The sequence below is a fragment of the Bacillus halotolerans genome, assembly GCF_001517105.1.
Taxonomy (GTDB): domain Bacteria; phylum Bacillota; class Bacilli; order Bacillales; family Bacillaceae; genus Bacillus; species Bacillus halotolerans.
This window is the reverse complement of sequence record NZ_LPVF01000012.1, coordinates 392,081-414,086: the sequence shown is the minus strand read 5'-3', so window position 1 is coordinate 414,086 and position 22,006 is coordinate 392,081. Positions and strand designations below refer to the sequence as shown.

Annotated in this window: 21 protein-coding genes and 2 pseudogenes; 13 read left to right on the top strand and 10 right to left on the bottom strand. The window is 43.8% G+C overall.

Annotated elements, in window-relative coordinates:
* Positions 1–125 precede the first annotated feature (125 nt).
* On the bottom strand, positions 126–1,487 hold the full coding sequence (locus tag AU387_RS17405; protein WP_059336408.1) for a YheC/YheD family endospore coat-associated protein: 1,362 nt from the start codon (positions 1,485–1,487) through the stop codon (positions 126–128).
* Complete coding sequence (locus AU387_RS17400) at positions 1,477–2,568, bottom strand: YheC/YheD family endospore coat-associated protein (RefSeq protein ID WP_059336406.1); 1,092 nt, start codon at positions 2,566–2,568, stop codon at positions 1,477–1,479. The genes AU387_RS17405 and AU387_RS17400 overlap by 11 nt, the downstream gene beginning before the upstream one ends.
* Before the next feature lie 262 nt (positions 2,569–2,830).
* On the opposite strand from AU387_RS17400, the gene AU387_RS17395 reads away from it, so the two are divergent.
* Together AU387_RS17395 and AU387_RS17390 are read left to right on the top strand one after the other, a co-directional pair.
* Positions 2,831–3,964, top strand: coding sequence for a DUF445 domain-containing protein (locus AU387_RS17395; protein WP_044156575.1), 1,134 nt, complete (start codon positions 2,831–2,833; stop codon positions 3,962–3,964).
* A 92-nt stretch (positions 3,965–4,056) separates the two neighbouring features.
* Positions 4,057–4,411, top strand: a pseudogene (locus AU387_RS17390) (YlbF/YmcA family competence regulator).
* A 44-nt stretch (positions 4,412–4,455) separates the two neighbouring features.
* Here the strand turns inward: AU387_RS17390 and AU387_RS17385 are convergent.
* Positions 4,456–5,529 carry a DNA alkylation repair protein gene (locus AU387_RS17385; protein ID WP_059336403.1) on the bottom strand — a complete coding sequence of 358 codons (1,074 nt, stop codon included), beginning with the start codon at positions 5,527–5,529 and terminating at the stop codon, positions 4,456–4,458.
* Between the two features lie 487 nt (positions 5,530–6,016).
* Here AU387_RS17385 and AU387_RS17380 point away from each other — a divergent pair, with 487 nt between their 5' ends.
* Positions 6,017–6,883: a Cof-type HAD-IIB family hydrolase gene (locus tag AU387_RS17380; protein ID WP_059336402.1), complete on the top strand. Its 867-nt coding sequence runs from the start codon at positions 6,017–6,019 to the stop codon at positions 6,881–6,883.
* Between the two features lie 112 nt (positions 6,884–6,995).
* Positions 6,996–8,501: a coproporphyrinogen III oxidase gene (locus AU387_RS17375; RefSeq protein ID WP_059336400.1), complete on the top strand. Its 1,506-nt coding sequence runs from the start codon at positions 6,996–6,998 to the stop codon at positions 8,499–8,501.
* A gap of 18 nt (positions 8,502–8,519) precedes the next feature.
* Here the strand turns inward: AU387_RS17375 and khtU are convergent, their stop codons facing one another.
* The 3 genes from khtU to AU387_RS17360 form a co-directional block, all read right to left on the bottom strand.
* Entirely contained in the window at positions 8,520–9,740 is a 1,221-nt protein-coding gene (khtU, locus tag AU387_RS17370) for a K(+)/H(+) antiporter subunit KhtU (RefSeq protein WP_059336398.1), read from the bottom strand.
* A gap of 7 nt (positions 9,741–9,747) precedes the next feature.
* Entirely contained in the window at positions 9,748–10,245 is a 498-nt protein-coding gene (khtT, locus tag AU387_RS17365; RefSeq protein ID WP_010333581.1) for a K(+)/H(+) antiporter subunit KhtT, read from the bottom strand.
* Positions 10,246–10,307: 62 nt separating this feature from the next.
* A complete protein-coding gene (locus AU387_RS17360) occupies positions 10,308–10,646 on the bottom strand; it encodes a hypothetical protein (protein ID WP_082687946.1) in 339 nt (112 codons plus the stop codon).
* Positions 10,647–10,811: 165 nt separating this feature from the next.
* Here AU387_RS17360 and AU387_RS17355 point away from each other — a divergent pair, with 165 nt between their 5' ends.
* Complete coding sequence (locus tag AU387_RS17355; RefSeq protein ID WP_059336394.1) at positions 10,812–11,579, top strand: enoyl-CoA hydratase; 768 nt, start codon at positions 10,812–10,814, stop codon at positions 11,577–11,579.
* A gap of 20 nt (positions 11,580–11,599) precedes the next feature.
* On the opposite strand, the gene AU387_RS17350 is transcribed toward AU387_RS17355, so the two are convergent.
* The gene (locus tag AU387_RS17350) at positions 11,600–11,785 is read right to left on the bottom strand and encodes a YhzD family protein (protein WP_059336506.1); all 186 of its coding nucleotides are present in this window, start codon (positions 11,783–11,785) and stop codon (positions 11,600–11,602) included.
* A gap of 127 nt (positions 11,786–11,912) precedes the next feature.
* Between AU387_RS17350 and AU387_RS17345 the strand changes: the two genes are divergently transcribed.
* From AU387_RS17345 to AU387_RS17320, 6 genes and pseudogenes are all read left to right on the top strand, one after another.
* Entirely contained in the window at positions 11,913–12,809 is an 897-nt protein-coding gene (locus AU387_RS17345) for an ABC transporter ATP-binding protein (RefSeq protein ID WP_059336393.1), read from the top strand.
* The gene (locus AU387_RS17340; protein WP_024120770.1) at positions 12,802–14,061 is read left to right on the top strand and encodes an ABC transporter permease; all 1,260 of its coding nucleotides are present in this window, start codon (positions 12,802–12,804) and stop codon (positions 14,059–14,061) included. Before AU387_RS17345 ends, AU387_RS17340 begins: the two co-directional genes overlap by 8 nt.
* Before the next feature lie 116 nt (positions 14,062–14,177).
* Complete coding sequence (locus AU387_RS17335; RefSeq protein WP_059336391.1) at positions 14,178–15,404, top strand: metallophosphoesterase family protein; 1,227 nt, start codon at positions 14,178–14,180, stop codon at positions 15,402–15,404.
* Positions 15,405–15,408: 4 nt separating this feature from the next.
* Positions 15,409–18,305, top strand: a pseudogene (locus AU387_RS17330) (ATP-binding protein).
* A 73-nt stretch (positions 18,306–18,378) separates the two neighbouring features.
* Entirely contained in the window at positions 18,379–19,323 is a 945-nt protein-coding gene (yhaM, locus tag AU387_RS17325) for a 3'-5' exoribonuclease YhaM (protein ID WP_024120773.1), read from the top strand.
* Between the two features lie 124 nt (positions 19,324–19,447).
* On the top strand, positions 19,448–19,660 hold the full coding sequence (locus tag AU387_RS17320; protein WP_044156559.1) for a sporulation YhaL family protein: 213 nt from the start codon (positions 19,448–19,450) through the stop codon (positions 19,658–19,660).
* A 41-nt stretch (positions 19,661–19,701) separates the two neighbouring features.
* On the opposite strand, the gene AU387_RS17315 is transcribed toward AU387_RS17320, so the two are convergent.
* Positions 19,702–20,577, bottom strand: coding sequence for a peptidylprolyl isomerase (locus AU387_RS17315; RefSeq protein ID WP_059336389.1), 876 nt, complete (start codon positions 20,575–20,577; stop codon positions 19,702–19,704).
* A 159-nt stretch (positions 20,578–20,736) separates the two neighbouring features.
* Between AU387_RS17315 and yhzE1 the strand changes: the two genes are divergently transcribed.
* Positions 20,737–20,823: a sporulation protein YhzE1 gene (gene yhzE1 / locus AU387_RS21355; protein WP_003327753.1), complete on the top strand. Its 87-nt coding sequence runs from the start codon at positions 20,737–20,739 to the stop codon at positions 20,821–20,823.
* Positions 20,824–20,948: 125 nt separating this feature from the next.
* Entirely contained in the window at positions 20,949–21,035 is an 87-nt protein-coding gene (yhzE2, locus tag AU387_RS17310) for a sporulation protein YhzE2 (RefSeq protein WP_003155248.1), read from the top strand.
* A gap of 70 nt (positions 21,036–21,105) precedes the next feature.
* On the opposite strand, the gene AU387_RS21350 is transcribed toward yhzE2, so the two are convergent.
* Together AU387_RS21350 and AU387_RS17305 are read right to left on the bottom strand one after the other, a co-directional pair.
* A complete protein-coding gene (locus AU387_RS21350) occupies positions 21,106–21,324 on the bottom strand; it encodes a hypothetical protein (protein WP_081638266.1) in 219 nt (72 codons plus the stop codon).
* 71 nt (positions 21,325–21,395) lie between these two features.
* A complete protein-coding gene (locus tag AU387_RS17305) occupies positions 21,396–21,914 on the bottom strand; it encodes a DUF3267 domain-containing protein (RefSeq protein ID WP_044156556.1) in 519 nt (172 codons plus the stop codon).
* Between the last annotated feature and the right edge of the window lie 92 nt (positions 21,915–22,006).

Sequence of the window (22,006 nt, the reverse complement as noted above, 5' to 3'; positions counted from 1 at the left end):
GACATGGATACGGACGAATTACATTCATTGTATCATTGCTGCAAAACATCATTGAAGGGGCTTTATGATGAACTTGTCCTTGCGTTGAATAAACTTCAAGCCCGCTTTTACATAAAGCGGGCAAATTAGGATGGCCACAGCGATTCATGGGAGGTAATGGCCATCTTCGAAAGATATGAAGCATATTCAAAGCTTCTTCGTTTTGTCAAAGAATCGACAGATTGCAGACTCGGATGAGAAAAAATACTGCGGCCCGGACGTGAATTCGCTTCAAACATCCATACCTTACCATTTTGGTCAATGCCAAAATCAAACCCGATCTCGCCGATGAACCCTTCGATATGGTCATGGAGCACTTGGCTGGCGGTCAATGCCGCCGCAGAAAGCTTTTTAATGACATGTATTCGTTCCGCCGGATCATCGTATACTTCGGCCAGCGTTTTCACTTTTCCGCCATTGGATAGGTGTGTTGTAATGCTGTTTTCTCCTGAAATTTTTACTGCGATGGCGGTCACAGTCCATTTGCCTTTACTGTTTTTATTCGTATGAACGCGGAAATCGGCTGGTTTTCCCTGAAATTCAATCAAATTTACCCCTTGCTGAACGAGAAAGACAGCGGGATCATGCTGTTTTTGAAATACATCCAGAAATGCGGAAGCATCGGGATAGTCGATTGAAGAAAAAGATTTGGCATCATTTGTATGTTTCACAGTCAAACCGGATTCCGTTTTGGCGAGCTGATAAATCCCGGTGCCGAGTGCTCCGTCCGCCGGTTTTATATAAACCTTGCCAAATGAATCACTCAGCTCTTCAATCCGCTCAACAGTAGGATGAAGGATTGATTTCGGTAAGTAAGGAGCCGTTCTCGGGTCTTTTTCCAGCAATTGATGAACATCCCATTTGTTGAAAAATGTTTTATTGAACCATGGGATTTGATATTCATTGATCAGCCGGTTTTTTGTATTCTGCAAGACAATTGAGTTCTCGATTTTTCTGTTCGGCAAACGGTCATACACGACGTTCGGCAGCGGGACAATGTGTTTCTCCCAGCCATTTTCCCTGTATAGAAGCGCTTCAATCGTCCCTTCCTGCCAATTGATTTGGTGCGCGCCGAACACGAAGCAATAGCTTCCTGTTTGTTCATGCAAAGTGAGCAGTTTAGAAAAAAAGAGAGAACGGTCCTTAAAAGGTCGCTCAAGTGATGCGGTAAATCCCGCCGTGAAGATGCCGATTAACGGACCAATGTGCACCGAATGATCATGAATGAGAATATCAGCCCGGCTGCGATGCGGTATCAGCAGTTCGTGAAACAGATTTTCAGAGAGGAGCACTGTCTGTTCGAGATTTCGTCTGAAAGTAACATGGCATCTGACAACCTTCGTTCCGAATGAGGCAGACAAAAGGCCGTCTTGCTTCATTGCGGAGGGCAGAAACAGAGTGTTTTCACTGTTTTTGTCTATGCCGATTAAAAACCGTTTACGATTCACGCGGAAGGACTCCTTTCTGATTTTGCAGCGAAAATAGATATTTGCATCGCTTAAGAGGACAAGTATATAGATGTTCTTTTTTCTCAGGAGAAACATGAAGTATTGATTTTCTGCCTGGTTTAGAATTGATATCCAGGATCCAGATCCTCCCGTCCTTCGCAAGGCATATATCCAGACCGAGTTCAAATAATGGACCGTATCGCTCATCAAGATAATACGGAACCGATTGGGTAATCGAGAATACGTCATCCAGTAAGACTACCTGCTGTTTTTTCGGGATATTTTCAAACCATGTATCAAATGTAAGCGTATCCGATCCGCCTGATAAATTGGCCAGCAGCCCGTTTTTGTATCCGCGTCTCACTGCCTTTCCGACGGTATGCCATTCACCGTCCTCATTTTTTTGCATAAACAGCCGGATATCACAAGGGTATTGCTCCTTATCTTGGATATTTAAATAAGGCTGCATCAAATATTGGTGCTGAAGCACTTTTTTGCACCAAGTTTTAAATGAAGCTTGGTTGGAAAAGGATTTTGTCTGTTTATCCTTTCCGATATGGTAGGTGGCGGTTATGTTTTTCTTGCCAAGCTCCAGAAGTATCACACCTCTGCCGCCAGCACCGAACGCTGGCTTTAAAATACAGGCTTTTTCTTTCGATAAATACGAATGGATTTGTTCAAATCGGCTCACTTTCATGGTTTCCGGAATGTAAGGATTGATCACAGAATGCTCCTGCAAATCTTGAAACACAGTCCATTTATCAGGAAGACCCCGCCCGATAAATTCGGTTTTCGGATATTTTTTGAGCCATTCAACGATCGGCTTTGCTTTTTGTGATTGTGAATCCTTCCCATAAAAACAGCGGTCATAAATATAATCGGGAATCGCAAGTTCTGTTTCGTTCCAATTGCTGCTCGCTGGATGATATACCAGCGCTTTGACACGCAGGGTGTCGGGCAAAATGTCAAACGGTGTAAAGCGGATCAAACGTATGCCGAATTCGGGCGCTCTTGTGGCCAATTCTGCGGAATAATCCTGCTCGTGCTGGCGGGTTAAGGACATAAAACCGAGTGTTATCATGGTGAGACTCCCCCTTTTATTAAAAAGCTGCCGGCGGGTGTCAGCAGCTTTACGCTTCAAAAAACATCAGGAACACAGCTGTCGGTAGTCTACTTTACAGATTACGATTCAGCATCTTGCCCTATTCCTGTTAAACAAGCTGATTTTATGGCCATATGTTTTGTCTCCTTGTTTGCTAAGTGATCACGCCAACCTCTATAATACAAATAGGTCATTCTATTTATGAAAAAGTAAAAGCACAGATGGAGGCAGATGAGCAGGAATGGGTATTGCAGGAACCTTTATATTTATGATCGTGATCGGCGCAGTGATCGGCGCGGTGACCAATCATTTAGCAATTCAAATGCTATTTAGGCCGTATAAGGCATATTATTTGTTTGGAAAACGAGTCCCTTTTACTCCGGGATTGATTCCAAGAAGACGTGATGAGCTTGCGAAACAAATGGGGCTGATGGTGGTAAATCATTTATTAACGCCTGAGGGTATTAAAAAGCGGCTTGTTTCAGATTCAGCCAAAAAGCAGGCGCTTCAAGTCGGAGAACAGCTGATTCAAAACCTGTCGCTATCTGAAATGACAGTAAAAGAAGCGCTTGAAAAAGCCGGAGTAAAGCATCCGGGTGAAGCGGCAGACGCCTGGATCAGCCGCTGGACGGATGATAAATTGAATGAACTTTTCCGCCGATATGAGCATCAAACGTTAAAAGAAGCACTGCCATTGGAAGTGCAGGAAAAGCTTGAAGAGAAGATACCGATGATTTCAGGCTATATTTTGTCGCGAAGCATTCATTATTTTGAAAGTGAAGAAGGAAAAATCCGTCTCGGCAATATGATTGATGATTTCTTAAAAGAACGCGGTATGCTTGGAAGCATGGTGCAAATGTTTCTCGGCAATTCAAGCCTTGCTGATCGCGTGCTGCCGGAGCTTCTGAAGTTTTTGCGGAATGAGGAAACGAATAAGCTGCTTTCTGATCTTCTGAAAAACGAATGGGGCAAGCTGAAGGAGTATACATTTAATGAAGCGGACGAAAAATGGAACGCAAAAGTACTAATCTTTAGCCTGAAACAAAGAGTGCTGCAAGCATTTTCAACTGCTCCGTTTTTTGAAAATACGATTGGCTCGCTTACAGCCCGCTATGAAAATGATCTGAACCATCGTATCCTGCCGGCGCTTTTAGACAAATTGCTTGAGGGGATTTCAACCAATCTTGAAAGTGTATTAAAACGAATGCGCCTTGAGGAAATTGTAAAGGAGCAGGTGGATCAGTTCCCGGTACAGCGTCTTGAAGAAATGGTGCTGTCGATTTCGAAAAAAGAATTTAAAATGATAACCTATTTGGGCGGCCTTCTCGGCGGAATCATAGGTGCAATTCAAGCGTTGTTTGTCATCCTTTTTTAAGAAGAAACGGGTTTCGATTAATGAAAGGAGCTCCATAGTCTGTTATAGTGGAGTGGTATGTCAATCGGCAATAATGAAAGGAGCTATTTACAATGGCTGTTAATTTTTACGATGTAGCGTATGATCTGGAAAATGCATTGCGCGGGAGCGAAGAGTTTACCCGTTTAAAAAACCTGTACGATGAAGTAAACGCAGACGAGTCTGCGAAACGGATGTTCGAAAACTTCCGTGATGTGCAGCTGAGACTTCAGCAAAAACAAATGGCTGGAGAAGAAATTACAGAAGACGAAGTGCAGCAGGCTCAAAAAAACCGTTGCGCTTGTGCAGCAGCACGAAAAAATCTCTCAGCTGATGGAAGCGGAGCAGCGTATGAGTATGCTGATCGGCGAATTAAACAAAATCATCATGAAGCCTTTAGAAGAGCTTTACGGCAGTGTCGAAGGCTAATCATTCAAAATCCCTTCTGGATAAGAAGGGATTTTTTTATTCGTTCAGCAAACTAGAAAATCCAGCGATTTCTTTACCTCTCCATTGATGATCACTGATAATGTATGAATTCCGTTGTAATGTTTTCTTGTAGATAAATCCTTAAAGGTTTGTGTTTTGGTATATGATTTTGTTTCGTTTTTTCGTATATTCGTTTCTGTTATTTTAAATACCTTACGATGATGCTGGCCGCTGGCTTTTACGTAATCAATGGCGTACTCAATTCTTACTTTCTGATCCCTGTCTGAATGAATGTGAAAAGTAAACTTGAGGGTTTCGCCAATAGAAATACGGTTGGACTCGCACGTTAATTCTTGCAGTTGAATCGAGTCAGCATCGTGATAGCCAAAAAGCGATAAAGCCTGTTTATCGCCTTTTTTTAACAAGGTCCGGTAAGCGTGTTTGATGATCCAGTCTGTATGAGGGTGTGTTCCATACCATTGTTCTGCGACTTCTCTCAGCAAGTGAGGATGCGTTTTTGATATATCATTAAGGTTGTTGGCCACACTTTTTCTCACATACAAAGACTCGTCCTGCATCAGCTGCTCAAGGATCGGCAGCACGGGGGAGGGGTCCGATTTCAAAGCGGGTATCGATTTTCCCCATGGGAGGCGGGGCCTGCTTCCTTCACTCGCAAGTCTTCTTACGTGCTCATTTTCATGCTTAGACCATATCAGGAATTGTGCAATCATTTTTTCCTGATTTAAAAGCAAAAAAGGTCTCACAGCAAATTCTGAAGTGGAATATGCCGTAAAGTATTCTAATGCCTTTATTGAATCATCCCAATGCTCTAACCCATACTGCTCCACATAATCAGGAAATATGATTCCGCTGAGTCCCTTAAAATGAGGAGCTGCATCCCATAATACTGCAAGCGCTTCGCCATAATGTTTCGGCAGTGTTTCGTATAAAGCAACGGTAATGCGGCGCATGCGTTCTTTTAATGCGAGCCCAGGCCATTCTCCCGTCATTAAGAGTTCCTCGAATTTGTCTTTGTTGAATGCTGGATAGGTTTCTTTTACAGTATCTGTCAATCGAGAGATCAGTTCTTGATTATAAATTTCTTTTAATACAGTCATTGGACCACCGCTTTTTTCATTTAATGTTTATATTGTATACGAATGTACGTTCTTATTCAAGTAGTGAAATCCAATAATTAACATTAAACGCTACCTTAGTTACACAGATATTGGTTGCTTTTTTTAGTTAAAAAAACCCTTGTCATCTGCAGAGAAAACTGGGATAATAACATTGAAAGCGCCTACACTTACCTATTTCAAATGGATACGGTCGCATATCATGCCGTTATATAGAGGGGATAAGCAACAGAGAGTAAGTGTTCGGAGCGCATCATTGGTCAAATAAGGGGTTCCTGATACATGATTTTTCGTAAATCGAAATAACGATATTAGGGAGAATGGCTGCTTCGATCGTATCCTATTATGATTGCATATATAAAGTCTGCTGAGTCAGGCTTTTTTTGCTGTACAGAAAAGGTTGTTCTAAACACAGAGACAGGGTCATATCCTATACACAAGTACAGTCATCAAGGAGGGGGACATCTCTGTGTCTAAACAATTGCTTGCCTTAAACATAGATGGAGCGCTGCTTCGGTCGAACGGGAAAATTCATCAGGCAACGAAAGACGCGATTGAATATGTTAAGAAAAAAGGGATTTACGTCACACTTGTCACCAACCGCCATTTTCGCTCAGCTCAGAAAATAGCAAAATCGCTGAAGCTTGATGCAAAGCTGATCACCCACAGCGGCGCCTATATCGCTGAGAAAATAGACGCGCCCTTTTTTGAAAAAAGAATTTCTGACGATCATACTTTTAATATCGTTCAAGTGCTTGAGAGCTATCAATGCAACATCAGGCTTCTTCACGAGAAATATTCGATAGGAAACAAGAAAAAGGTCAATTCAAATTTGCTTGGGAAAGCGCTGATCCACCCGTCAGATCCCATCTTTTACCCGGTTCAGTTTGTTGAATCGTTAAGCGATCTTCTGATGGATGAACCGGTGAGTGCGCCCGTCATCGAAGTATATACAGAACACGATATTCAGCAAGACATTACAGAAACGATTACAAAAGCCTTCCCGGCGGTTGACGTGATTCGCGTCAACGATGAGAAGATGAACATTGTTCCAAAGGGAGTTTCGAAGGAAGCGGGCCTTGCACTTGTTGCTTCGGAACTGGGGCTGGGGATGGAGGATGTAGTCGCTATCGGCCATCAGCAAGACGATCTTCCGATGATTGAGCTTGCCGGACTTGGGGTTGCAATGGGGAACGCTGCACCGGAAATTAAGAGAAAAGCCGATTGGGTCACAAGGTCAAATGACGAGCAAGGCGTCGCATATATGATGAAGGAATATTTCCGTATGCAGCAGCGAAAAGGGTTCCTCGATAAGTTCCACATGAAACGCGTATAAAAAAAGCCGCTCGCGCCCAAACAGGTGCGGCGGCTTTTTTGCCGGATTGATTTTAGCTGTTTATTTCTGTACACTAAAGAAAGTTTTGAATCTGATAAATTAGGTGATGAAGTTGCAAATGAAAATAGAAGGCATACACGATGACCGCCTTCATCGGCCACTGCAAAATATCGCAAATTTGTTTTATGAGGAATGCGATCTTGTCTACGGCGGAGAGGAGCCGGCGGATTTTGTCATCTCTTTAGCGTGCACGCAAACGGATGAGCATGTGACGGTTTCAGGAGAAGTGAAAGGAACCGGAATTAAGGAACACCATACTAAATCTTTTTCTCCTGATATGAATGAAAAAGAAGCTTTCAAACAAGTAAAAAACACAATTTCTTATGTTTACTTAAATCTACTTCAAGCGCATACGGGCATGACGCAAAAGTGGGGAATCCTCACGGGAATCCGCCCGACGAAGCTGCTTCATAAAAAGCTGCAAAGCGGGATGCCGAAGGAACAGGCGCATGCAGAATTGAAAAAAGACTATTTAATTCATGATGAGAAAATCGAATTGATGCAGCAAATTGTCGACAGACAGCTGGCGGCAGTTCCTGATTTGTATCAAGTAAAGGACGAAGTCAGTATTTATATCGGCATTCCTTTCTGCCCGACCAAATGTGCGTATTGCACATTCCCTGCATACGCCATCCAAGGACAAGCAGGCAGAGTCGGCTCATTTTTATGGGGGCTGCATTACGAAATGCAGAAAATCGGCGAATGGCTGAAGGAGCATGACGTCAAGGTCACAACCATATATTTTGGCGGCGGGACGCCTACAAGCATTACAGTGGAAGAGATGGATCTTCTGTATGAAGAAATGGTCCGCTCCTTCCCGGATGTGAAAAACATTCGGGAAATTACTGTGGAAGCCGGCCGCCCCGACACGATTACTGAAGCAAAACTTGCCGTGTTGAACAAATATGATATTGACCGGATCAGCATTAACCCGCAATCCTATGAAAACGAAACGCTCAAGGCAATCGGCCGTCATCATACGGTGGAAGAGACCATTGAAAAATATCATCTGTCACGCCAGCACGGCATGAATAATATCAATATGGATTTAATTATCGGTTTGCCTGGCGAAAGCGTGAAGGAGTTCAGACACAGCCTTTCAGAAACCGAGAAATTGATGCCGGAATCGCTGACTGTTCACACCCTTTCCTTTAAGCGGGCGTCAGAAATGACAAGAAACAAACATAAATACAAAGTTGCCGGGAGAGAAGAAGTTTCTCAAATGATGGATGATGCGGTAGCTTGGACGAAAGAGCATGGATACGTGCCTTATTATTTATACCGCCAGAAAAATATTCTTGGAAATCTGGAAAACGTCGGGTACTCGATTCCGGGCCAGGAAAGCATCTACAACATTATGATTATGGAAGAGGTGCAGACGATTATCGGCATCGGCTGCGGTGCGGCAAGTAAATTTATTGATCCGGATACAGGGAACATCACACACTTTGCCAATCCGAAAGACCCGAAATCATACAATGACCGATTTGAGCACTACACGGACGAAAAGATCAAATATTTAGAGCGGATTTTTGAGAGAACGTCAAAGCAGCACTGATCACAGTGCTGCTTTTTTTTATCCCCGCTGTTTTTTCACAGGCTGAACGTCCGGCTTCCATTTAAACACCTTGTTCAGCTGGCGGTAAATCCATTTTGACTCTTTTGTTAATAATGGCCCCAAAATCGCCAGAATGAGGACATATAATGCGGCGAACGGCTTTAATGTAACTGACAGGCCGCCGGCTATGCCGAGGTTGGCAACGATAATCGAAAACTCTCCCCGTGATACGATCGTAAGACCGATATTGGATGAGGCTTTATGAGAAAGCCCTGCGCGGCGTCCAGCCACCATTCCGGCGATAAAGTTTCCGAATATGGTCAGGATCACAGCTCCCAATGCCAGCCAAACCGCTTCACCAAGTGAAAAAGGGTCTATGCTGAGGCCGAAGCTGAAAAAGAACATCGCGCCGAAAAAGTCGCGAAACGGAACGACAAGGTGCTCAATCCGATCGGAATGCTCTGTTTCTGAAAAGACCAAACCGAGCAGCAGCGCGCCGATGGCTTCTGCCACATGAATTGTCTCTGAAAATCCGGCGATGAAAAAGAGCGCTGCAAAAATGACGATAATAAACACTTCGTTTGAGCGTATGTCCAACAGCTTATTCAAAAGCGGCGGGAGCTTTCTGGCCGCGATAAAAAACAGCAGCATATAGCCAAATGCGATCAGAATGGACAAAAGCGCACCCCCGACTGATGTCGCGTCTCCAAGCACAAGGCCGGAAACAACAGAAAGATACACGGCAAGGAAAATATCCTCAAACATAATAATGCCGAGAATCAGCTCGGTTTCCGGGTTGGCCGTTCTTTTTAAATCGACCAGCACTTTTGCGACGATCGCGCTTGAAGAAATGGTGATGACGCCTGCCAGCACGAGGACTTCCAGAAAAGAAAACCCGGTGATAAAGCCATAAAGCAGGCCGAGGCTGAAGTTAATCAAAATATAAATTGATCCGCCAATTGCGATGGATTTTCCAGACTTGATCAGCTTTCCGACAGAGAATTCAAGTCCGAGATAGAAAAGGAGGAAAAGCACGCCCATCCGCCCGAAAAACTCAATGATTTCACTGCTTTCTATAAACGTGAGGTCAATGATCCCGACTTTAGGGGCATGAGGGCCAAGCAGCATCCCTAAAATAATGAGAAACGGGATAATTGAAAACTTAATTTTATTTGCGATGACACTGGCAATTGCCACAAGCACAAGCGCGGTTCCGACTTCAAACACAAGATGATCCATCCGCTGATCACACGCCCTCTCTAGAAAGAAAATCATGAGTCAGTTTCTTCAGATGCTTTCTTTCACCTGAGAGGACAAGGGTATCATCTTCTTCAATCACCGAGTCCGCACCCGGATTTAAAAACTTTTGCTGGTTATGTTTAATGATGGCGATGACAGTGACATCATAGTTTTGACGGACATCAAGTTCGCCGAGGGTGCGCCCGATTGACTTCGCGCCTTTTTCCACCTTAAACCATTCAATAATGAGGTCGCTAAACGCCATCTCGATGGATTCCAGCGCCTGCGGCTTATAGACCATGCCGCCCAAAATGGCGGCAATTTGCCTTGCTTCAGAATCATCCAATGAAATATTGGAAAGAAGCTCATCGGGATCCCGGTCATCAAACCGATAGATTTCCCTTCTTCCGTCATCATGAATGATAATCGTCATTTTTTCGCGGTTTCTTGTTTCAATTTCAAATTTTTTGCCGATTCCCGGCAAATCGTTTTCTTTTATATTCAATGAAAATCCCTCCGAATGTAGTGTTGGCATAAAAGATAGGGTACAAACAAAACGGTATACATTCATATTCGGAGGTAATTAGACTGGTATTTGACAGGGACGGCACAAACCCTTTCCAGCCTGTTGATGTGAGGATCATCAAGCGGCTTGACAGATAACGTTCTGATCGACTGCGCCAATGGATTGTACTCTTTAATAAACTCCGCCAGATGCAGACTGCCCGGTGAAGGCGTTTTGGCTGATTGTGATTCTTTCGGATATGAGGCCATTGGCACATAGCTGTCAGTGCTTGCATCAAACTGGGAGGGCAGGACCACGTCAGAAGGGGGAAAGCACACCATAAATAAGCTTAATAGAAAGCTGATTATTAATTTATCCAAGTTACCTTCCCCCTTTCTCATTCTATATCCCTTCCATTTCACTATATAAAACTTTATGTTCCCATTCAAATGATATGCATTTTTCAGTATCTATTGACCTTGAAAAATAAAAAAGGTTTCTTTAAGGACGGCGGGGAATGTATATGAGAAAGAAAAAAAGAAAGCGTATACATGGAGGTGTTTCATATGGATTATATTCAATATGAACTGAAGGGGCCTGTGGCAGAAATTGTGCTGAATCGCCCTGATGCTCATCACGCCTTGAATGAGCAAATGCTTTTCGAGCTGAAGGAGGCGTGTGAAAAGGTTTCTGAAAGCGAGGCGCTCATCGTCCTCCTGAGAGGTACCGGAAAAGGTTTTTCGGCAGGCGGCGATATACGGATGATGACCTCTGAGCATGATCCTGATCAATTTAGGCAGCTGATGGATACGATCGAAGCCATTACTTTAACGTTATACGAAATGAAAAAAGTGACAATTGCCGCTGTCCATGGTGCTGCCGCGGGGCTGGGCTTGAGTTTAGCATTATGTGCTGACATTGTGCTTGCGGAGAAAAATGCCGTTCTTGCAATGAACTTTATCGGCATCGGCCTTGTTCCTGATGGCGGGGGACATTATTTGCTGAAAAAAAGGATTGGGGAAGCGAAAGCGAAAAAGCTGATTTGGAGCGGGAAAAAGCTATCCGCTGAAGAAGCGGCTGGTATGGGTCTCTTGGATGGAACATTTAACGGAGATCCTATGGAAGGTGCAAGATCTTATGTTGAAACGCTTTTAGCCTCGCCCCTATTGGCAATGATTGAGACGAAAGCCATTTTTCAAAGCCTCCATATTGATGAATTGAAGAAGGTGCTGGCTCTTGAACGAAGAGCCCAGGAGAGAATGAGGAGGACCAAAGATCACCAGGAAGGAATCCGTGCATTTTTAGAGAAACGGGAGCCGAAGTTTCAAGCATAACAGATCAGCCGGGAAGCTGATCATCTCTGAAACAAAATCAGCTTTCCGGCTGCATTCACTAAACGATGGGTATGACTATGAAGCTCTTTTTCCTTTAACAGGGCTTCACCCTGCTGTTTTGCCGCATCTTCGTTTTCCGCCTCAAATCGCTCGTTTATCAGCGTTTCTCCAGAAGGATCAAAAGCCGTAAGAAAATACTCCGCCATCATATTTCGCCTCCAACTTCATCATTTATCGTTCTTTCTTCATTTATATTCTAAATAGCAAACCAAAATCCTTTATTATGTTTTAACCAAATATAGTATATAATGGGTCAGGGAAGGAGGAGATTCGGTGCTGACGATTGATCACGTAACGAAGACATTTGGAGGTTATAAAGCGGTTGACGGTTTGAATTTGGAAATTCCGGAACAGCAAATGTTTGGCCTCTTAGGCGCAAACGGAGCGGGAAAAACGACGACCTTTCGCATGATTCTCGGCTTATTAAGCATTACGGAGGGTACGATCAGCTGGAAAGGCCGTCCCGTCAACTACAGTATGAGCAACAAAATCGGATATTTGCCGGAAGAGCGCGGACTATATCCGAAAATGAAGGTAAAGGACCAGCTTGTCTATCTGGCAAGATTAAAAGGCATGGAGAAACGCGAAGCCGTAAAAGAGCTCGGAACATGGCTTGAACGCTTCAATATAACAGAATACGAGAATAAAAAAGTAGAAGAGCTTTCAAAAGGAAACCAGCAGAAAATCCAGTTTATTTCGTCGGTTTTACATAAGCCTGAGCTGCTGATTCTCGATGAGCCATTCAGCGGGCTGGACCCTGTCAATGTCGAGCTGTTGAAGGAGGCTGTTATCTCTTTGAAAAACAGCGGTGTCTCGATTTTATTTTCCAGCCATCGGATGGAGCATGTCGAGGAGTTGTGTGAGCACCTTTGTATTTTGCAAAAAGGGAAACCTGTTGTGCAAGGCAGACTGAAGGAAATTAAACGTTCATTCGGCAAAAAGAATGTGACCATTCATTCCGATGACGATCTGCATTTTTTACAGGGGCATGAAGGAATTACGCAATGGAAAGAAACGGCAGGCGGCGTAAAGCTGCAAATTGCCAATGAAGACATCTCTCAAGAGATCTTCGCCATGCTCCAAGGAAAAGGATTTATTCGAAAGTTTGAGCTTGAAGAGCCGTCACTCCATGATATTTTTATAGAAAAGGTGGGGGCCGTCTATGAATAAATTTTTGATCATGCTTTCTCATACATACAAAAATAAGATTATGGCAAAGTCTTTTATTATTTCTACTGTCATTACGGTTCTGCTTGTATTGGCTGTCACCAATTTAGAATCGATCATTTCCATGTTTCAAGGAGAAGATACAAAAGAGAAAATTGCTGTTATTGATGAAACAAACGAATTATATCCGATTTTCTCTAAGCAGCTGAAAGCAGTCGATACAGACAGCGATCTTGATGTAAAGCAGTCTAAGCAATCAGAGGAAAAGGTTATAAAGCAAGTCAAAGAGGAAACGCTTGATGGGATGCTCATTATCAAAAGAGATGAAAAAGGGACGATCTCAGGGACGTACAAAGCGTTAACGATTTCAGATGAAAGTACGTATCAAACACTGCAGCAGGCGTTAACACAAACAAAAACCGCTGTTGGAACAGAGGAGCTCGGCGTTTCGCAGGAAACCATCAGCAGCCTCTATGCGCCTGTCACTGTCGGGCAGGAGGCGCTGAAAGAGGGGGCAAAGTCTGAGGAAGAGCTGGGGCAGGCGATGGGGCTTGTTTACATTATGCTGTTTGTCATATATTTCTCCGTTATTATGTATGCCAGCATGATTGCGATGGAGGTTGCGACCGAAAAATCTTCGCGTGTCATGGAAATCCTCATCTCAAGCATGCCGCCGATCCAGCAAATGTTTGCAAAGCTGTTAGGCATCGGGCTCGTCGGAATAACACAGCTTGCTGTCATTATTTCTGCCGGATATCTATCGCTGAAGCTGAACAAAACGAGCGAAACGGCTTCATCTGTCGGCGGTTTTCTTAATCTGACCGACGTTCCCGTTTCTACCGTGATATATGCTGTTATTTTCTTTTTGCTCGGTTACTTTTTATATGCGACACTGGCCGCGTTTCTTGGCAGCGTCGTCAGCAGAATAGAGGACGTGCAGCAAACGATCACACCGATGACGCTGTTGGTGGTTGCCGGTTTTATGATTGCCATGTTCGGACTAAACGCTCCGGACGCAGGATTTATTACGGTCACATCGTTTATCCCGTTCTTTACGCCGATGATTATGTTCTTACGCGTCGGCATGCTTGATATTCCGTTTTGGCAGGCAGCAGCCGGCATCGGGATAACACTGCTCACCATTATCATACTTGCTGTCATCGGCGCCAGAATTTATAAAGGCGGCGTCTTGATTTACGGCAACTCAAGCGCGTTTAAAGCAATCAAACAAGCGCTGCGTTTGTCAAAAAGCTGATTGGAAAACAGCCTGGGGATGCTCAGGCTGTTTTTGATTGTATTCGTTTTGACAGAACGTGCATTCGTAAGAAATCGGTGCTAAAATAAGGGTACTTCATCCTGGAAAGGAGCAGAATGTTGACTGATCTAACCTTTATTCATGCGGCAGATCTTCATCTCGACAGCCCGTTTTACGGGATATCGCATCTGCCGGAACCCATTTTTGTCCGGATCAAAGAAAGCACGTTTTCAAGCGTGAGACATATCATAGACGCTGCAATCACAGAGAACGTTGATTTCGTTTTGCTGGCGGGGGATTTGTTTGATGAGGCCAATCGAAGTTTAAAGGCGCAGCTCTTTTTAAAAAAACAGTTCGATAGACTTAGAGAGTACGGGATTTCAGTCTATGTGATTTTTGGGAACCATGATCATCTCGGCGGAGAATGGACGCCGATTGAATGGCCGGAGAATGTTCACATGTTTACATCCCCAGTCCCTGAAGAAAAATCGTTTTATAAGGATGGCAGGCGCGCAGCAAGCATTTACGGTTTCAGCTATCAGACCAGAGCTGTGACGGAAAACCAAGCCGCCCGCTACCGGAGATCAACTGACGCGCCCTTTCATATCGGGATGCTCCACGGCACGTTATCAGGATCTGAAGGACACGATCCATATTGCCCGTTTACTCAGGATGATCTTGTGAAAAGCGGGATGGATTATTGGGCGCTTGGCCATATTCACAAACGCCAGGTTCTTTCTGCCGGGAAGCCGGCCGTGATATATCCGGGAAATCCTCAAGCGCGCCATATGAAGGAGACAGGAGATAAAGGCTTTTATCTTGTCCGTGTGGAGCGCGGAGATATTTCCTATGAATTTAAGAAAGCGCATGACGTTCTGTGGGAGAAAGCAGAAGTTGATGTGTCAGCGATAGAGAATATAACCGCGCTCTTTCAAATTGTCGAGGACACGTTTTCAAAGCTGCGGAAAAAAGGGACTCCTGCTTGTGTGAAGCTCGTATTACAGGGGACCGCGCCAGAATGGTTATCGGATGCGCCGAGAGGTTCACTGGACGAGCTCCTTGAAGCCTTTCAGGAGCAAGAGGTGGACGAGGAGAATTTTATATGGCCACTCTCATTGGAAGATGAGACGGAAAATGAAGCAGAGCTTAAGAGCCTTGATCCTTTTTTCGGCGGTTTATTGGAAGACATTGAACAGACTGATCTTGCAGGTGTGCTTGAAGGACTTGAGCGGCATCCTGTATATAGGAGACACGCAGACCGGTTTAGTCAAGAGGAGATAAAGGAAATAAAAGAGCAGGCACAGGTTTTATTGAAAAGACAGCTTAAGGTGCTTGAGTCATGAGGCGGTGAAAGTTATGCGAATCATATCAATACATATCTACCAATACGGAAAATTTTCAAATCGAACCTTTCACTTTTCCGCCTCGCCTGTCCAATTAATCTACGGATTAAATGAGGCAGGAAAAACGACGATGATGTCATTTATCGAAAGCATGCTGTTTGGTTTTCCGAAATCGAAAAAATATGAACCGAAATCAGGCGGTGTGTATGGCGGTGTTATTGAGGCTGAGCACCCTGAATACGGCGTGATGAAGATTGAACGGACGAAAGGAACCGCTGAGAAGGTAAGGGTGTACACAGAAACCGGAGAAGTAAAGCAGGAAGATTTTCTGAAGCAGCTGTTCCAGGGTACGGACAGGGCGCTGTACAAAGCCATTTATTCGTTTGACGTATTCGGATTGCAGGAAATTCACGCCTTTAATCGGGACAAGATTGGAGAATTCCTGCTGTTTTCCAGTCTGTTTGGCGCTGAAGCCGTATCAAAGCTTGATTCAAGACTGATGAAGGAAAGCGAAAGGCTCTTTAAACCAAACGGCCGAAACCCTCATTTGAATCAGGAGCTGGAAACGCTGAAGCAGCTGGCAGCAAAGCTGAAGCAGGCTGAAGCGGAGGAGGCGGGCTATCATCAGCTACTTGAGGAGAAAAGAACGCTCGAATCCCGTCTTGCTGCTGCTGAAACAGAGCTGAAAGAGACTGCGGAACATATTCGAAACATCGACAGAGCCATTGAACTGAAGCCGGTGCTAATCGAAAAAACTGTGCTGGAACAGGCGCTTGGACAATATCCGGAGCATGCGGGGCAATTCCCTGCTGACGGATTACATCGATTAGAAAAGTATGAATCCCATCTTCATCCGAAATCCGCACAGCTGGAGGCGCTTCGGGTAAAGCTTGCAGAGTTGGACAAACAGCTGCAAAAGCTTAACCCGAATGAGGATATATTGGCGAATGAAGCGCTTATTCTAGAGCTATCATCAGCATATCATATGTACCAATCCTACGGGGAACAGCTTGCCGCCATCCAGGCTCAGCTGCGCCAGTCCTCTTCACAGGCAGCGGCCGGGCTGGAGCAGCTGAATAAAACAGATGAAAATGAACTGCTGAATATGAACACGTCCTATGACTATGAATGGCAGCTCCAGCAGGCGGTGCGGCATTACGTGCAGGCAAGAGACAGAAAAAGACAGCTCGACGAAGCGTTTGAAGCGGCGCGGCGCGAGCTGGAAGACGCTGAAAGGGCAGTTCGTGACGTATCTTCCGCTATACTTGAAAACAGCCAAAGAAAAGAAAAAGAAGCCGCTCTTACAGCATATGATAAAGCACAGGGACAGCATCAAGAGCAGATGAAACTGAGGGAACAGCTGAAGTTCTTCGAAAGGCAGCAGGCGAAACACAAGAAGATCATGATTGCAGCAGGCATTCTCTTCATGGTTCTCTTTCTGCTGCTGGGGCAATGGATTCCAGCCATATGTGTCGGCGCTGCACTCATGCTGTATGCCTTTACAACTGGCAGAAAGCCGCTGTCTTCTGAAGAAGTAAGGGAGAGGAAAGAGCCAGAGACGGATATTTCTCCGCGAGAAGCCGAAGCGATTAGAGAAGCGTTATGGGAGGATGACCGCAATAAACAGCACCTCACATCGTTGCGGGCAGAGCTCCAGCAGAAAGAGGCAGCTTACGAAAGGATCATCCAGCAATTCGAACAATGGGAGGCCGATATGGCTCCCTCCTTCAGCCAAGCTGAGCAATTCATGAATGAACTCGGATTTAAGGAAGACCCTTCCTTCTTGCTGGATGCTTACAATGTAATGAAGGATGTAAAAAAAGAAGTGAAGAAAAAACATGAGCTAACGATCGAAACCGGGAGACTTCAAAAGCATCGGCGGACATTTGAGGAACGCGTCAGAATGCTGCATCCTGACAAAAACGATTCTCAAACCCCCGTGGCTGATGTCCTTCACGCACTGCGGAAAAATGCAGAACGCGAAAAAGAGATCGAGAAGCAAAAAAGAGAAATTGAAACAGATATCCAATATCACGAAGAGCAGGTGCTGGAGCTGGAGCAAGAGATACGGTATTTCCAAGCGCAGATCGAACAATTATTCACTGAGGCGGGTGCAAAAGACAGAAATGAGTTTTTCGCCATAGCCGACATCAGCAAGAAATTGAAGGATACTGACACAAAGCTGTATAACGTAAATGCGCAGCTTCAAGGTGTCAGCTCAGCAGAACTTCATCTGGCGGACTCCGGCACTCTTTCTGAATTGGAACAAAAACGACTGCAGGAACATGAAAAAAAGAACGGCTCGATGAGGAGCTGAAACAGCTGCGCGCTCAAATCGCAATGGTTTTGGTCAAACAGGAACAGCTAGAGGCTTCGGGATTGGTCTCGGATCTCAAATTGCAAACCGAAATGCAAAAAGAGCGTGTGAAAGAATCTGCAAAAAAATGGGCATCGATTCAAATGGTCAGACATGTGATCAGAAACAAAATGGAGCGGCATAAAAAAGTCGGCCTGCCGCGTCTTTTGGAGACGGCTGGAGAATTCTTCCGCCCGCTGACTGACGGCAGCTATCAATCGATTTATTTTTCCGAAACAGATGATTCCATCATGGTCATGAACAGCGCTGGAACGGTATTTCAGGCGGAAGAGCTGTCTCAGGGCACGTGTGAACAGCTGTATACAGCAATTCGTTTCGCTCTGGCCGTTACTCGTCAGGATGGGGCAATGCTGCCATTCCAGCTCGACGACAGCTTTGTACATTTCGATCAGAAACGTCTGAACCGTGTGCTGGAAATGCTTGCTGTTTTATCAGGAGGAGAACGGCAGATTTTCTATTTTACATGCCATGAACATGTAAAAAATGCGTTTCAAAGTGATCAAATCATCCATTTAGTATCATAAATGAGGTTATATAGCTGAAAATCGGTATGTGATATACTGATATTATGTAAGATACGGAGGGAGCTTTAATAGTATGGCTAAAGGGATTATGCTACATGAGGTTGGCGAACAGGTTGACCAATATCTATTGATAAAATCCTTAACAAAAGGGATTGCAAGCAATGGAAAACCGTTTTTAACTCTGATGCTTCAAGACCAGTCAGGTGATATTGAAGCCAAGCTGTGGGATGCCAAGCAAAGTGATGAAGTAACCTATGCGCCGCAGACGATCGTTAAGGTTGTGGGGGATGTCCACCATTACCGCGGACGCACCCAGCTGAAGCTGAGAAATATCAGACCGGTGAGCGAGAATGAAAACGTCAATATTGATGATTTTTTGGAAACTGCGCCGATTCCGAAAAATGAAATGCTGGATACCATCACTCAATATATATTTGAAATGAAAAATCCAAATATCCAGCGGATAACAAGATATTTGGTCAAAAAGCACGAAGCAGAATTTATGGATTACCCGGCGGCTACGAAAAATCATCACGAGTTTGTCTCAGGTTTAGCGTATCACGTCGTCTCTATGCTGAATCTGGCAAAAGCAATTGCTGATTTATATCCGTCTCTTGACCGTGATCTTCTTTATGCAGGAGTTATCCTTCACGATCTCGGAAAAGTGAAAGAGCTGTCCGGGCCCGTTTCCACTTCCTATACAGTAGAAGGCAATCTGCTTGGCCATATTTCCATTATGGTCACAGAGCTGTCCAAAGCGGCTGAGGAGCTTCAAATCGATTCTGAAGAGGTGTTGATTCTTCAGCACTTGATTCTGAGCCATCACGGCAAAGCAGAGTGGGGCAGCCCAAAACCGCCGATGGTAAAAGAAGCGGAAATTTTGCACTATATTGATAATCTGGATGCGAAAATGAATATGATGGACAGAGCGCTGGAGCGCGTGAAGCCGGGTGAGTACACTGAACGTGTATTCGCACTTGAAAACCGTTCCTTTTATAAACCGACTTTTCATCAATAATCAAAAAGGACTGATGCTGACATGTTCAGCTCAGTCCTTTTTTACATGCTTTTCCCGCTCATAACCTGTCTCATTCCTGCATAAGGTTAAAAATAAAGAATCTATGCAAAAGGGGGAGAAGCCCGTGTTGTTTTTTCCATGGTGGGTATATCTTTGTATTGTGGGTATCATTTTCAGTGCATATAAGCTGGTTTCAGCAGCCAAAGAGGAAGATAAGTTAGACCAGTCTTTTATTGAAAAAGAAGGTCAGGTTTATATTGAAAGGATGGAAAAAGAAAAAGAACGCCGCACGTCCCAGCAGCGTGAGGAAGAAAACCAAAATCATTCCATCGCATAAAAAAAGCTGCGCAGCTCAGTGAGCCTGCACAGCTTTTTTTATTATTTAGAACTGTTTGAAGAACCGCTAGTAGAAGCAGAAGTTTTAAATGTATCCTTCAAATCTTTATCTTTCACATCGATGTCAGCTTTTTTCATTACTTTTTGAACGGCTGCCTGCACAGCTGTGTTGTCATTAAGTTTTTGGTCGAGAACATCAGATTTCAGCTCTTTTTTCATATCTTCATATTTTCCGCGTTCTTCAGTCTTTTTGATGATATGGTAGCCAAATTGTGTTTTCACAGGGTCGCTGACTTCGTTTGTTTTCAACTTGAATGCAGCTTTTCTGAATGTGGAATCCAGTTGTTCGTTATCTTTTGAAATCCAGCCAAGTTCGCCACCGTTTTTAGCTGAGCCTGTGTCTGTAGAGTATTCCTTCGCAAGGGCATCAAATTTCTCACCTTTTTTCAGCTTTTTCTCTACTTCCTCAGCTGTCTTTTTGTCAGCGACAAGGATGTGGCTTGCGCGAATTTGGCCTTTTAAGTTTTCCCAGTATTCTTTAATTTCGTCATCTGTAACCTTGATGTTATCTTTAGCTGCTTTTTGTGTAAGCAATTCATATTTAACTTGTTCTTTGAGGTAATCTTTTCCATATTGATCTTCTAACGCAGTATATTGATCGCCGAGCTGTGTTTTGTATTCTTTCATCTTGTTGTCAATTTCTTTATCTGATACTTTGTATTTCTTGTCCAAAACTTTTTCTTGCACCAGCTGAGTGAGGACGCTCGCTCCAGCTTGTTTTTTCATGTTTGTGTAAAGTTCGCCTTTTGTCACATCGCCTGCGTCTGTTTTTGCGATGACTTCTTTGTCGCCGCTGCTGCAAGCACTGAGAGCGAGGATGCTTGTAGCAGTGATAGCTGCTATTGCGATTTTCTTCATTGTTTTCAAACACTCCTAATCATTCCAAATTGAATTGCCTATGCGTATCATAACATATTGTGGCTTTCTGTAAAAAGATTTTAAATAAAGGGCATTCGTCTAGTCAAACTTTCGCTGATGACATACAAATATATTGATCAAGAAAAGGAGGTATGTAACATGAGCGGAGGATATTCAAACGGTTTCGCTTTGCTTGTTGTACTGTTCATTTTGCTTATCATTGTAGGTGCAGCTTACATCTACTAAGCAGCAAAAGGGATCGCTTGTTGAATAAGCGATCCTTTGCTTTCACAAGCGCCTAATCGTTTCATCAATTAACTGCATAAGATGTAATTGGAAAATAAAGCTTTTTACAGGAGGTGCTTTTTAAGATGGGTGAAGTATTTGCAGGCGGTTTCGCTTTATTGGTCGTCTTATTTATCTTGTTGATTATCATCGGCGCTTCTTGGCTTTACTAATCAATGCAAAAAAGCATAGCTGCCGGTTCTAGCGAGACCGGCAGCTATGCTTTCTTTACTTCCTTCATATTTAAACAGTAAAGGATATCTCCACAAATGAAGAGATCAGTAAAATTAATATACATACATTGATAAATCGAAATACCTTATCCTGGCGCTCTTCAGGAATCTCTCTGACAAGGCATAATGTATTGGTGAGCCTGTTTATAAAGTAAACAATAAACAAGGCAGTCACGATAAAATAGAATAAAATGATGGGAGATTCCCCCTCTCTCTGAACTGCTCCCATATTACATTACCAAATATTTATCAAAAAAGATAGAATGTAAACTGAAAAATCGGCACAGCGCCAAGCGTCAGCTACTTTTCGACCAAAATATCAAAGCCGTCTGCTTCCTGATCGATAAAGCATGCTTTCGGTGCTTGCATCAGCTTCAGAGCCAGCAAAAAGTCCGGCAGACAGTAGCCTGCATGAATGCCTGAAATCATGCAGAAGTAATGGGCGTGATTCGGAAACGCCAGCGCGGCGTAAAATAATACAGGTGTTATCAGCATAAAAGGGCTTAACAGTGAAATCAGCATCGTCGTTTTCGGTATTCGTTTCCACGTTCGCATACGCCATATATAAATCTTTTTTTCTATTTTTCTTTTTTTGCAGATGATCGGCAGGACATGGATGACTTTATGTACAAATAAAATAACGACGAGCAAAACGCCGAACAGCGGTACATATTCATCGCTCAAGCTTGTTTTAGGCCGCAACAGCTCAAATGCTAAGAAGTTAGATATAAAAACCATAATCATGAAACACACAGCAATCAATATTATGCGAACGGCACCATAATCTTTCATCAGATTTATGGTTTTCCAGCAATTCATCAAAGTCATCCTTCCGTACATCTTGAATAGAATCTCAAAATAATTTACTCCTCCCAAGAAAAAAATCAATGCTTTTTTAAGAAAAAATATCT